The sequence below is a fragment of the Xanthomonas sp. WHRI 7065 genome, assembly GCF_040203115.2.
Classification (GTDB): domain Bacteria; phylum Pseudomonadota; class Gammaproteobacteria; order Xanthomonadales; family Xanthomonadaceae; genus Xanthomonas; species Xanthomonas arboricola.
The window spans coordinates 4,306,730-4,319,474 of record NZ_CP168194.1 but is presented as its reverse complement, the minus strand read 5'-3'; the positions used below and the strand labels follow the sequence as shown (position 1 = coordinate 4,319,474).

Here is a 12,745-nt window from a genome sequence, read left to right as displayed (position 1 = left end):
CTCTTTTCTTTTCAGTCCTCCGGTAACCCTTACGCATTCGTCGACGTCTTGTATCGACCCACCCGTGTTGCATGGGCGTCGCAAATCACGCGCCGACGTTGTCGCGATAACCACCGCAAGACGACCAACGGCATGCAGCCCGCTGTCCACAGTAGGTTACGCATTAAAAAGCCCGGGTCGCGAACGACCCGGGCCAGTCTCGGCAACTGCTAGCGCTGAAGATCAGCGTTGGATGTCGCCGGTGGTGGAGCCGGCGCCCGGGCCTGCGCCCAGGTCTGCACCGGTCACCCGATCCAGCTCCGGATTGGACAGCAGGCGCAGCGACATCGCATCCAGTGCCTCGGTCTGGGTCGCATCCAGCGCAACCGTGGCCGAACCATCGCCACCGTCGACTGCGGACTGCAGCTCACGGTCTGCCACCACGTCCCACTGCTCGCCGGCATTCCACGGGCCAACCGTGTCGCCTTCGCCCTGCGACATGTTGTAGTAGATGTCGGTAAAGCGTGGGTCGCCCGGCAGCTTGCCCGGCGGGAAGTTCGGCTCGATGGAGTACAACGCTTTCTCGAACGACTTCTGATGCGCCACTTCGCGCGTCATCAGGAAGCGCAGCGCATCCACGATGCCCGGATCATCGGTGACGGTGATCAGGCGCTCATAGACCAGCTTGGCGCGTGCTTCGGCAGCGATGTTGGAGCGCATGTCCGAGGTCGGGCAACCGATCGAATCGACATAGGCCGAGGTCCACGGCACGCCACTGGAGTTGACCAGCGCCGGGCCACCGCCGTACAGGATCTGCTGGGTGTGGCTGGTGCTGTTCTGGGTCATGGAGCGCATCTCCATCGCCTCGTCCATGCCTTCGGACAACACGGCCTTGGGGCCCTTGTTGAGCATGGCAATGATCGAGCCGATGATTTCCAGGTGGCTCAGTTCTTCGGTGGCGATATCGAACAACAGATCCTTGCGGCCCGGATCGTCTTCGCCCAATGCCTGGGTGAAATACTGCATTGCTGCAGCAAGTTCGCCCTGCGGTCCGCCGAACTGCTCGAGCATCAACGTGGCCAGATCCGGATTGGGTTCGGCAACGCGAACGGTGTACATCAGACGCTTGTTATGCATAAACATGGATCGTATTTCCTGGCTGGCGCCCGGCGACAACTGCAACGCGGCAAGCGCGCAGAAACCTGAGGCTGGCTACGGGAGGGGGTTGCCCGCGGGATGCGGACAAACGCAGGCGGCAGCGCCGCCTGCGCAATGCATCAGGCCGCCTTGCTGGCCTTGGATGCCTTTTGATTGCCGCCTTGCTCGGCGAGCAGGGTCAGCTTTTCATCGGTGGCCTTTTCTTCTTCCAGCGTCGACAGCAGCAAGCTCACCGCATCGGTGTAGCCCAGCTGCTTTGCAATCGCAGCGATGGTGCCGTACGAGGCGATCTCGTAATGCTCCACCTTCTGTGCGCCGCCGATCAGTGCCGCATCGCGTACCGGACCTTCTTCGATCTCGTCGATCACCTCGCGGCTTTCCTCGACCAGGCCTTCCATCGCGGCACACTTGATGCGCTTGAGCTTGATGCCGAGCAGTTCGACGATCTGGTCGATGCGTTCGATCTGGCCCTGGGTTTCTTCCAGGTGCAGCTTGAACGCTTCCACCAGCTTGGGTTCGGTGGCCGCACGTGCCAGACGTGGCAGCGATTTGGTCAACTGCTTTTCTGCGCTGTAGATGTCCGACAGCTCGTGGACGAAAAGCTCTTCAATTGTCTTGATCGCCATGGGCGGCTCCTTTGGATGGATAGGTAGATAAACAGTGCGGTGCAGCGTGTGTGCGTTTTGCCTTCAATGCGTGCGAGCCAGCTGCGTCATCACTTCGGCATCGCATTGCCTGGCGTCACGCCAAGCCTGCAATGCAGCGTTGTTGTCGTGCTTGCTCAAGCTGTCTCGCATGGTCGCTACGCTAATCGTCGGCGTGTTAGCGCGATCGGTGGATGCGGTGATGCCGAGGCGATAACGACCTGTGCCGTGAGCGGCGCAGTGATGATGCGCATGCAATCGATTCGCCAGCGCCGAGCCGTGGCAACCGCGCTGCAATCGACCGAGATTGATGCCGGCTTCTTGCATGCGCACAACGCGCATGACCGCGGCCGTGCATGCGGCATCGCCGGTGCGCCTGTGCCGATGTCGATGCCATTGCGCGGATGTCGATGCGCACGCGTAGCGATTGCACCGGCACCGTGCGGCATGCACGACGGGGAATGCACGCCGTTGCAGACCGATGCGCTACAACCGATGGCTCGTTCTTGCCCCTGGAGCTGCCATGACGCCGTTGGACAAACCGTTACGCCGCGAGCTGCAGATCGGCGAGCAGGCCTATACCTTGATCATCGACCCGCAGGGCCTGAAGCTGGTCGAAAAAGGCCGACGCAAGGGCGTGGCCTTGCGGTGGGACGAGCTGGTCAGCGGCGATGCCGCACTGGCCCGCGCGCTGCAGGCCTCGCTCGGCGAGCCCTGAGCGCAGCGCGCGGGAAAGCTGCCTCAGCGCGCAGGAAACAACCGTGCCAGCTCGCGGACCGCTGCTGCGGAGGCGGCGTGATCCGGCGTGGCATCGGGGTTGTTGAAATCGTGGGCACCTTGCGACTGCACCAGCAAGCCATCGCGACGCGGCACCACATTGAGATTGTGGCCGCGCCAGACCAAGCCGTAGGTCACTTCCGGTTGCGGAATCAAGCGGGCGGTCTGCCCACGCACCGGGATGACGCTGTCGTCGCCAAGCAATGCGCGCGCGCCATAGCCGGTGGCATTGACCAGGATCTTCTCGCGCAGCTGGCCGAACTGGCGCGGATGCTCGAAGTTGCGCGTGTACAGCTCGCCGCCGGCCCGCAGAAAGTCGTCCATCAGCAGGCGCGCGTAGGCGCTGAGGTTGAAGGTCAGCTGGCTGTAGCGGCGCACGAACGGCACCGGAAACGGATGACTGCCGGGCGCAACCGGTTGCGAGCGCGGGCCGAGATCGTCAAGCAGGTCGCGCTCCAGTGGCGGGTAGTCCGGCTCGTGCGCTTCGGCTGACGCGCTCGGTTGATCGAACGGCACATCCGACAACGCATAGCCATCGCGCCATTCGATCGGCTCGCCCGGCAGGCCCAGCAGGGTCTGGTAGCGGCGAAACGAAATGCGCGCCATCTCTTCCCAGCGGGTCCTGAAATCGGCGCTGGCGTGCTCGCTGGTGCACACGCGCGAGTCCGGCGACCACACGCCGGTGGCGTAGAACGAACGCACATCCGGCAGGCGCTCGCGCGCATAGATGCGCACGCGCAGGCCCGCACGTTGCGCCACCAGCGCGGTGGTCAGCCCGATCGCGCCGCAGCCGATCACCGCCAGCTCGCGCGCGTCCGCATCGGCGGCACGCACCAGCCGCAGCGCATGCTCGGCCGCGCCCCATGACAGCGACCACCCGCTGCCGCCATGTCCGTAGTTGTGCACCACCATCTTGCGGCCGATGCGCTCGGCCTGGATCCGCGGCCCCTGTGCACGGAACGGACGGGTGCAGCCGTTGATCGCGATGATGCGATCCACCGCCGCACGGATCGGTGCCAGCGGCGGCGCTGCGGCGAACTGGTCGGGCGAGGCGCCCGGCGGCATGGCGGGTAGCGGCGAAGACGGCGCAGCGGCCGCCTTGCCGGTCGCGGCCCAGCTCCCGCTGGAAGCGGCCGCGAGCGCGAGACCGGCGCTGTGCAGGAAATGACGACGGTGCATGCGGCTCCTGAGCGATGTGCAGAAAGTGATCGGGATAATGGCGCCCGCGCGACCGGCACGCGTAGCGTGCGCGGCGCAGTATCGGTGACGCCAGGCCCTGCGCTGCGTGCCAGCGACCGGCACCGCAGGGTCACCGGTCGCGCAGGCCGAGCATACCGCGCGCATCTGTGCCTGCCACCGTCGACCAGGCCGGCTTCGCACCGCGATCCGGGCAATTGAGGCCGCGCCGGCGGCCATTCGTCGCCCGGGGCTTTCGCCCGATCGCTTGCCGGCTATGCTCGCCGCGTCCCAACCCAACGAGTCGCCACCGTGCCTGCCAGCGTCTTCCTGATCGTGCGTATCGTGTTCGCCTGGGCCGCCGCATTGGTGGTGGCCGGGATCATGTGGGCGCAGTTGTTCGGCTCCACGGGCGCGTTCTTCGGGCTGATCTGCGTGGTGCTGCTGACATTGGCCCTGATGAGTGCGATCACGCATGTGCGCCGGGTGCGCCTGATCGCCGGGCGGCTGGATCACGACACCTTGTCGACCCGCCAGCGCCGCCAGATCGAAGTGCCGCTGGACGTGCAGGCCAGCTTTGCCGTGGTCGAAGAGGCCGTGCGTGTGCTGCCGCGCGTGCAGGACATCGAATGCGCGCCCGGCAGCCTGCTGATCCGCGCCAAGGTGCGCCGCATCGACCCTTACGAAGGACGTCAGCCCTCGCGCTGGAACCTGTTCGCGCGTTTTGCGATCAAGCGCAACCAGGTGCTGGTGACGATCACGCCGGGGCAGGGCACCAGCAGCGTCACCGTGCTGTGCGAGCCCGACGCCGGTGCCTGGGTGGACCTGTTTGCGGTGGACGAAGGCAGCAATTACGAGAACGCCGAGGCGATCAACCGCGCGGTGGTGCGCCGGGTCGGCGAGCAACGTCGCGACGAACAGGCTGCGGCCGAACAATCGGTGATGGAAAAGGAACTGGCGGTGGCACGCCTGAATCTGCTGCATGCCCAGGTCGAGCCGCACTTTCTCTACAACACGCTGGCGAGCGCGCAGGTGCTGGCACGCACCGACCCGCCGCGCGCGGAGATCATGATCGGGCACCTGATCCAGTACCTGCGCAGCTCGCTGCCCAGTGCCGATGGGGCCATCTCCACCCTGGGCGAAGAACTCGAACGTACCCAGGCCTATCTGGAAATCCTGCGCATCCGCATGGGCACGCGACTGGTCCTGCAGGTGGAGGTGCCGTACGAGCTGCGCGCGCTGCAACTGCCCTCGATGATGCTGCAGACCCTGGTGGAGAACGCGATCAAGCACGGGCTGGAACCCAAGCCCGGCGGCGGCACGATATGGATCCTGGCGCGTCGCGTCGACGACCACGCCACGCTGACCGTGGCCGACGATGGCCAGGGCTTCGGCACCCACACCCAGGGCACCGGCATCGGCCTGAAGAACCTGCGCGAGCGGCTACAGTTGATCTACGCCGGCAAGGCCAGCTTTGCCATCGTGTCCAATTTCCCTAGCGGTGTGGCCGCCACCATCAGCCTGCCGATGCCGGCGCAGATGACCGCCACATGCATGCCGCCGCCCTTGCCCCACGCGCACAGCTCAACCGCGCAGGTGCAGGCATGAGCGCCCTGCGTGCAGTGATCGCCGAAGACGAAGCGTTGCTGCGGCAGTCCCTGCTCGCGCTGCTGGCCGAGGTGTGCCCGCAGCTGCAGGTGGTGGGCGAATGCGAAGACGGCGCCAGCGCGCTGGAGACCATCGCCACCCAGCAACCCGATGTGGTGTTTCTGGATATCCGCATGCCCGGGCTCACCGGCATCGAGGTGGCGGGTGCGCTGCGCGAGGTCAGCCCGTGTACCCAGGTAGTGTTCGTCACTGCCTACGACCAGTACGCCATCGACGCGTTCGAACACGGCGCGGTGGACTACCTGCTCAAGCCGATCAGCCGCGAGCGCCTGCAGGCCACCTGGCAGCGCGTGCAGCAGCGCGCCGCCGCCGGTCAGCCGGACGGCCAACTGCTGGAGACCTTGCTGAAGCGCCTGTCCGCACGCCCTGCTGCCGCCAGCGTCGCGCCGCCACTGGCCTGGCTCACCGCCAGCAGCGGCCGCGAGACGCGCCTGATCGCGCTGGACGAGGTGGCGTATTTCCAGGCCGACCAGAAATACACCACGGTGATGACCGCCGCCGGCGAGGCGATCCTGCGCACGCCGCTGCGCGAGTTGCTCGACGTGCTGGACCCGCAGGTGTTCAAGCAGATCCACCGCTCCACCATCGTCAACATGAAGGCGGTCGCCTCGGTGGTGCGCGAGGACACCGGCAAGGGCCGGCTGGCGCTGCGCGGGCGCAGCGAAACGCTCACCGTCAGCCAGCCCTTCATGAGCCTGTTCCGCGGCATGTAGTTCCCCCGATCGCATCGACTGAAAGGATTGCTGATATGCGCCTGATCGCCTCCCTCGTGTATTGCCTGCTTGCGTTGGCCGGTTGCCACGACCGTAACGGCACCACCTCCATCACCCGCGCCACCAGCAATGGCCAGGACGTGATCTTCAGCAAGACCCTGGCCACCGCCACCGATCTCAATGTGCATTGCCTTGCCAGCAGCAGCGGTCGCTGCCATTACCTGGTCTACGAGGAACACTGCGCCGCGCCTGCCGCGGGCAACACGGCGGGCACGCCGGCCTGCGCACGCAGGACGCTGGACAGCTTTGCGCTGACACCGGGGCAGGTGCGCGAACTGCGCGGCATTCCGCGTCAGGCGCATACCTGTGTGGATACCAGCGCGCCCAGCGCCGACTGCCATGGCTGAGCGGGCCTTGCAGTCCTGGCTCGGCGAAAACATGTTTCAGCTATGTAGCAAGCCATGCTGCAACCGGACGCAAGCCTGAATACGCACTGACGATCAGCGGCCGCTTCTGCGATCATTGCGGGCTTGTTGCCGGTTCACGGCGTCCTCACTGCCAGGCTTCTCATGTCCGAACAATCGCTACGCCGCGACGTTGGCCCCTTCGCCCTCATGCTCACCGGCCTGGGCTCGATCATCGGTTCCGGCTGGCTGTTCGGTGCCTGGCGCGCTGCCGGCCTGGCCGGCCCCGGCGCGATCTGGGCCTGGATTCTGGGTGCGGCGATCATCACCACCATCGCGCTGTCCTACGCGGAACTGGGCGCGATGTTCCCCGAGTCCGGCGGCATGGTGCGCTACAGCCATTACTCGCACGGCTCGCTGGTGGGCTTCATCGCCGGCTGGGCCAACTGGATCGCGATCGTGTCGGTGATCCCGGTCGAGGCCGAGGCCTCGGTGCAGTACATGGCCTCCTGGCCATGGGCCTGGGCGCAGGGCCTGTATGTGCAGGCACCCGGCGGGGCGGGGGAGTTGTCGGTGCCCGGCCTGCTGATCTCGGCGGTGCTGGTGCTGGTGTATTTCTTCCTCAATTTCTGGAGCGTCAAGCTGTTCGCGCGCTCCAATACCCTGATCACCGTGTTCAAGCTGGTGGTGCCGGCGGCGACCGGCGTGGCCCTGATCGCCAGCGGCTTCCACAGCGAGAACTTCAGCGTCGGCATCCACGGCGATGCGCACGTGATCGACCTGGCCGCGGTGCTGACCGCGGTGGCCACCGCCGGCATCGTCTTCAGCTTCAACGGCTTCCAGAGCCCGGTGAACCTGGCCGGTGAAGCGCGCAACCCGGGCCGCAGCATTCCGTTCGCGGTGCTGGGCTCGATCGCGCTGGCCACGGTGGTCTACGTGATCCTGCAGGTGGCCTATATCGGCGCGGTGCCGCCGGACCTGCTGGCCAAGGCCGGCTGGCACGGCATCGATTTCCGCTCGCCGTTCGCCGAGCTGGCCATCATCGTCAACCTGCACTGGCTGGCGATGCTGCTGTACATCGATGCGTTCGTCAGCCCCAGCGGTACCGGCATCACCTATACCGCCACCACCGCGCGCATGGTCTACGGCATGGAAAAGAACGGCACCATGCCGTCGGTGCTGGGCAAGCTGCACCCGGTCTGGGGCGTGCCGCGCATGGCGATGTTCTTCAACCTGGCGGTGTCGTTCGTGTTCCTGTTCTTCTTCCGCGGCTGGGGCACGCTGGCGGCGGTGATCTCGGTGGCCACCATCATTTCCTACCTCACCGGCCCGATCAGCGCGATGGCGCTGCGCCGTCATGCCCCGGAACTGCATCGCCCGCTGCGCATCGCCGCGCTGCCGGTGCTGGCCGGCGTGGCCTTCGTGATGGCGACCGAACTGCTGTACTGGGCACGCTGGCCGCTGACCGGCGAGATCATCCTGCTGATGGTCGTGGCGCTGCCGGTGTACTGCTACTACCAGGCCAAGCAGGGCTGGCCGGATCTTGGGCGCAACCTCAAGGGCGCGGCCTGGATGATCTGCTACCTGCCGACGATCGCGCTGCTGTCCTGGGCCGGCAGCAGCGACTTCGGCGGCCATGGCTATCTCAGCTACGGCACCGATCTTGCGGTAGTGGCTGCAGTCGGCGCGGTGTTCTACATCTGGGGCGTGCGCAGCGGTTGGCGCACCCCGTCGGTGGAGAAGGCCGTCGCGCAGGCGTGAGCGCCTGATCGCTGATTGCTGCTGAAACAAGGCGCCTGTCTCCGAGCGTCGCAAACAGGAACGGCCGGTGCACTGCACCGGCCGTTTTTTTGTTGGTCGCCACGCACGCGATGGAGTGCAGCGATTGGCGGCGCCCGGCAGCGCACGTCGTGTTGCGATCGGACAGCGGGCAGATCAATCAGAACGTTTCGTCAGGCGCGCGGCCTTGCCGATGCCTTGGAGCAATCACCGCATCCATCGCCACACCGCTACGCCAGCGTCCCAGCCGCCGCGCTGTGGGAAGCGGTATTGGTCACCAGCCGCGGCGCACCATCGAAGCGGTCCAGATCACGCAACAGTTCGGTGTAGCGACGCAGCCGCCCCATCTCGCGCATGTTGACGATGTCCTCGTGGCGCAGCTCGCGCTTGGAGCTGACCTCCTGCTTGTAGCGCAGCACTTCCGGGTAGCGGCGTGTCATGTCCAGCGCATCGGCCACGCATTCGACCGAGTCGGCATCCGGGGTGACCCGTGCGCGGCTGTTGAAGGCGCGCAGCCAGCGTTCGAAACCGGCGCTGTGGTCGAACAGATCGGCGATGTACCACATGACGAACAGGATCGAGGCCCACGAGGTAAAGATGATCACCACGCGGCTGAAGGTGAGGTGGTAGTCGTTCTGCCACAGCTGGTGGGTGATCACGCCCAGCAGCACCAGCGAGATCGCCTGCCAGCCGATGATCGAGGCGATCACCCACTGTTTCTTGGCCACCTTGAGCAGATTGAGCTCCTGGTCGAGCTGTTCGTCGGTCTTTTCGCGCCAGTGCGCGACCTGCTCGTCGAAGGAGAGCCGATGGAGTGCGTTGTCCTGCAATAGCAGGCCCAAACCCTGGAACAAAGCGATCATGACAAGCTCCTGACGGATGGCTGGTACGAACGACTTGCTGCACCCGGCAACGCGCCGGTGCCCTGGAGCGACCGGGCAACGGCTGGCAGTGATGCTGGCCGGTGCGCGGACGGCCTAGTTCTAGCACTTTCGCCGTGCTTGGCAATGCCTGCTGCGCGCCGAAGGCCAGCCAATCCTGCGCACCGGCGCACAAATCGCGGTATTCAGGCGCTCTGCAGCGTTTGCCGGGCGATTGCAGCTACGGTGCGCCGCCATTCTTGTTGCACTGCACACTCACGGCTGCGTGATTGCATCCGTGGCGGTTGCGACCGGCGCGACCCAGTCCGGCGTACAGATCGCGTGAGCGCCGCGCAAGTATGCATGCCGCGCAAGGTCCGGCGACAGGCGGGCAAGCACCCGTCGAGACGATCGGCGCGCATGGGGACGAGCAGCGCACACAGCGCCGCCTTTCACCAATCCCAAATCCCCAATCCCCAATCCCAGCCCCTCAGCGCCACGACGCGGTCTTGCAGCCGCCTAGGTATCCTTGCGCGCATGTCAGCCGTCCTGCGTACCCTCACTGCTCCCGCCGCCAGGCAGATCCATCGCTGGGTGCTGGGCGCGTTTCCGCGTGGCCAGAGCACCATCGACTACGACCAGCCACTGGGAGATCCCGGCATCTTCGGGCCCGACAGCGTCACCTGGCGCGTGCATTCCGAATTCCCCGGCATGTTGTCCGGCGGACTGTGCGCATTGATGCTGCAACTGCTGCATCCACGCGCGCTGGCCGGGGTCTACGACCATTCCAACTTCCGCGCCGACCTGATCGGGCGGCTGCGGCGTACCACCAACTTCGTCGCCGGCACCACCTATGCCCCGCGCGCCGAGGCCGAGCAATTGATCGCCCGCGTGCGCAGCATCCATTCGCATATCCACGGCCACACCGCCGACGGCGTGCCTTACGACGCCAACGATCCGCAGTTGCTGACCTGGGTGCACGTCACCGAAGCCTACGGTTTTCTGCAGGGCTGCCGACGTTATTGCCGCGACGTGCCGGCGCACATTGCCGATCGTTACTACGACGAAGCGCGCCGCGTCGCCGAAGCGCTGGGCGCCGCCGATGTGCCCGCCAGCGAGGCGCAGGTCGATGCGTATTTCGCCACCGTGCGCGGGCAGTTGCGTATGGACACGCGCTCGCGCGAGGTGCTCGACATCCTCACCAGCATCCAGTTGCCGGTGCCGGCGGCCGGTCTGTCGCGCGGGGTGTTTCTCGGTGCCGGTACCGCCCTGTTGCCGAGCTGGGCCAGCGACATGCTCGGCCGCACCACCACGCAGCGCGCACAGGCACATGCGTCGGCGCGGCTGCTGCGCAGCCTGTCGCCCTTGTTCCGTACCGCGCTACGCGACGGGCTGTCCGCACGCGCCTGCCGCCGCATGCAGCTGCCGCAGACGATGTTGCTGGAGTGGCCCGGGGCGCGGTGAGTGCGGGTGCTTGCCTGGTGTGCAGGGCGGTGGTGTGACGCGGGGGCTGGCTACCAGATCCGCACCCGCTGCTCGGGCGGCAGGTACAACTGCTCGCCCTGCTGCACATTGAACGCCGGATACCAGGCATCGAGGTTGCGCACGGTCTGCGCGCGGAAGCGTCCGGGTGCGTGCACATCGGTGAGCACGGCATTGCGTAGCGCCGCGTCGCGGTACTTGCCGCGCCAGGCCTGGGCAAAGCCCAGGAAGAAACGCTGGTCCGGGCTGAAACCGTCGATGGTCTGCGGCTGCTTGCCCTGCAGCGACAGCTGATAGGCGTCGTAGGCAGTGGCCAGGCCGGCGACATCGGCGATGTTCTCACCCAGCGTCAGCTTGCCATTGACGCTCAGGTCGTCGAACGGCTTGTACGCACTGAACTGCGCGGCGAGCGCATTGCCGGCGGCCTCGAATTTTTTCAGGTCCTGCGGCGTCCACCAGTTGTGCAGCTCGCCATGTTCGTCGAACTGCGCGCCCATGTTGTCGAAGCTGTGGCTGATCTCGTGGCCGATCACCGCACCGATGGCGCCGTAGTTCACCGCGTCGTCGGCGGCCGGATCGAAGAACGGCGGCTGCAGGATCGCGGCCGGAAACAGCAGGCGGTTTTCCAGCGGTACGTTCAGCGCGTTGACCTCCTGCGGCAGCATGTACCACTCGCGGTGATCCACGGCCTTGCCCAGCTTGGCCAGATTGCGCCGGTACTCGAACAGCTCGGCGCGCTGCACATTGCCCAGCGCGTCGTCGCGGCGCACATCCAGCGCGCTGTAGTCGCGCCAGGTGTCTGGATAGCCCACCGCCACCGTCAGCCCGGAAATCTTGGCCTTGGCATGCTGCTTGGTCTGCGGACTCATCCACTCCAGCGCGTCGATGCGTTTGCCGAAGGCGGTGACGATGTTCCTGACCATCTCCTCGGCACGCGTCTTGGTCTGGGCGCTGACGTACTTCTGCACATAGCGCTCGCCCACCGCTTCGCCCAGAGCCGCGTTGGTGGCGTCGATGCCGCGCTTCCAGCGCTGCCGTTGTTGCGGTGTGCCTTCCAGCGTGGTGCCGTAGAACGCAAAGCGCTCATCGGCAAAGGCCTTTGACAGATACGGCGAGGCGCGGTCCAGCGCGCGAAAGCTCAGATAATCCTTCCAGGTCTGCAGCGACTCGGAGCGCACCAGCGCCGACAACCCGGTCACCGCGCCGGGCTGCCAGACGATGAAGTCCTGCTGCGCCTTCAGGCCGGCCGCTTCGAAGAACGGCGCCCAGTCCAGGCCGGGCGCGTTACGCGCAAAATCGGCCTGTTTCCAGGGGTTGGCGCCGGCCTGCACGTTGTTGGTCTGTTCGGCGGTGGCATGCACGCGCGCCATCGCGGTTTCCAGGGCCAGGATGCGCTCGGCCCTGGCCGCCGCGTCATCGATGCCGGCCAGTTCAAGCAGTTTGACGATGTGCGCGCGGTAGGCGTCGCGCATCTGCGTCATGCGCCCGTCGTCCAGATAGAAGCTACGGTCCGGCATGCCCAGGCCGCCCTGCACCAGATACGGCACGTAGCGGCCCGGGTGATGCAGATCCTGCGAGATCCACAGACCGAACAGCCGGTCGGTGTGGAAGTTGGTGGAGTTGAGCAGATCCACATCGGCGCGCAGCTGGCCGCCCAGGGTGCGCGCCAGCGCCTGCTTGTCATCCAGCTGCGCAATCGCGTCCAGTTCCGGTTGCACCGGGCGCACGCCCTTGGCCTCGATGCCGGCTTCATCCATGTAGGCCGCGTAGTAATCGCCAATCTGCTTGTCTTCGCCGGTGACACGGTCGTTGGCGGCGGCGCCTTCGATGATGTCGCGGCTGTGCTGCTCGGTCTCGATCGCGATGCTGACGAAGCTGTTGAAGCTGGAGCGGTCGTCCGGGATCTGGGTGGTCCTGACCCAGTTGCCGCTGGCATAGCTGAAGAAGTCGTCGCCCGGTGCCACGCTGCGGTCCATGCCTGCCGCATCGAAACCGAAATCGCCCAGCTTGGGCGTGGTGGGCGCGGGCTTGGCGTGCGCCGTCGTTGCCGGTGAGGTGCCATCGCGGTGGCACGCGGCGGTGCTCAGCAGGGCAGCCGACAGCGC

General features: G+C 66.1%; 12 protein-coding genes. 6 read left to right on the top strand and 6 right to left on the bottom strand.

Annotation, left to right across the window (positions count from 1 at the left end; translation table 11 throughout):
* Positions 1–222 precede the first annotated feature (222 nt).
* The 3 genes from ABQY64_RS17950 to ABQY64_RS17940 form a co-directional block, all read right to left on the bottom strand.
* A complete protein-coding gene (locus ABQY64_RS17950) occupies positions 223–1,122 on the bottom strand; it encodes a manganese catalase family protein (protein WP_016900919.1) in 900 nt (299 codons plus the stop codon).
* Positions 1,123–1,256: 134 nt separating this feature from the next.
* A complete protein-coding gene (locus ABQY64_RS17945; RefSeq protein ID WP_016900918.1) occupies positions 1,257–1,763 on the bottom strand; it encodes a ferritin-like domain-containing protein in 507 nt (168 codons plus the stop codon).
* Between the two features lie 63 nt (positions 1,764–1,826).
* A complete protein-coding gene (locus ABQY64_RS17940) occupies positions 1,827–2,123 on the bottom strand; it encodes a hypothetical protein (RefSeq protein WP_349780408.1) in 297 nt (98 codons plus the stop codon).
* Between the two features lie 181 nt (positions 2,124–2,304).
* Here ABQY64_RS17940 and ABQY64_RS17935 point away from each other — a divergent pair, with 181 nt between their 5' ends.
* The gene (locus ABQY64_RS17935) at positions 2,305–2,499 is read left to right on the top strand and encodes a hypothetical protein (protein ID WP_039518719.1); all 195 of its coding nucleotides are present in this window, start codon (positions 2,305–2,307) and stop codon (positions 2,497–2,499) included.
* Positions 2,500–2,522: 23 nt separating this feature from the next.
* Here the strand turns inward: ABQY64_RS17935 and ABQY64_RS17930 are convergent, their stop codons facing one another.
* Positions 2,523–3,737: an FAD-dependent oxidoreductase gene (locus ABQY64_RS17930; protein ID WP_349780407.1), complete on the bottom strand. Its 1,215-nt coding sequence runs from the start codon at positions 3,735–3,737 to the stop codon at positions 2,523–2,525.
* 309 nt (positions 3,738–4,046) lie between these two features.
* On the opposite strand from ABQY64_RS17930, the gene ABQY64_RS17925 reads away from it, so the two are divergent.
* From ABQY64_RS17925 to ABQY64_RS17910, 4 genes are all read left to right on the top strand, one after another.
* Positions 4,047–5,342 carry a histidine kinase gene (locus ABQY64_RS17925; protein WP_349780406.1) on the top strand — a complete coding sequence of 432 codons (1,296 nt, stop codon included), beginning with the start codon at positions 4,047–4,049 and terminating at the stop codon, positions 5,340–5,342.
* Positions 5,339–6,115: a LytTR family DNA-binding domain-containing protein gene (locus tag ABQY64_RS17920; protein WP_349780405.1), complete on the top strand. Its 777-nt coding sequence runs from the start codon at positions 5,339–5,341 to the stop codon at positions 6,113–6,115. The genes ABQY64_RS17925 and ABQY64_RS17920 overlap by 4 nt, the downstream gene beginning before the upstream one ends.
* Before the next feature lie 35 nt (positions 6,116–6,150).
* On the top strand, positions 6,151–6,522 hold the full coding sequence (locus ABQY64_RS17915; RefSeq protein WP_102583555.1) for a hypothetical protein: 372 nt from the start codon (positions 6,151–6,153) through the stop codon (positions 6,520–6,522).
* 162 nt (positions 6,523–6,684) lie between these two features.
* Complete coding sequence (locus ABQY64_RS17910) at positions 6,685–8,280, top strand: APC family permease (protein WP_024940772.1); 1,596 nt, start codon at positions 6,685–6,687, stop codon at positions 8,278–8,280.
* Positions 8,281–8,528: 248 nt separating this feature from the next.
* Here the strand turns inward: ABQY64_RS17910 and ABQY64_RS17905 are convergent, their stop codons facing one another.
* Positions 8,529–9,161, bottom strand: coding sequence for a hypothetical protein (locus tag ABQY64_RS17905; RefSeq protein ID WP_258077052.1), 633 nt, complete (start codon positions 9,159–9,161; stop codon positions 8,529–8,531).
* A gap of 534 nt (positions 9,162–9,695) precedes the next feature.
* Between ABQY64_RS17905 and ABQY64_RS17900 the strand changes: the two genes are divergently transcribed.
* Positions 9,696–10,622 carry an oxygenase MpaB family protein gene (locus ABQY64_RS17900; protein WP_115511661.1) on the top strand — a complete coding sequence of 309 codons (927 nt, stop codon included), beginning with the start codon at positions 9,696–9,698 and terminating at the stop codon, positions 10,620–10,622.
* A gap of 50 nt (positions 10,623–10,672) precedes the next feature.
* Here ABQY64_RS17900 and ABQY64_RS17895 read toward each other — a convergent pair whose 3' ends face one another.
* Positions 10,673–12,742, bottom strand: a complete 2,070-nt coding sequence (locus tag ABQY64_RS17895) for a M13 family metallopeptidase (RefSeq protein WP_080931480.1) — start codon at positions 12,740–12,742, stop codon at positions 10,673–10,675.
* Between the last annotated feature and the right edge of the window lie 3 nt (positions 12,743–12,745).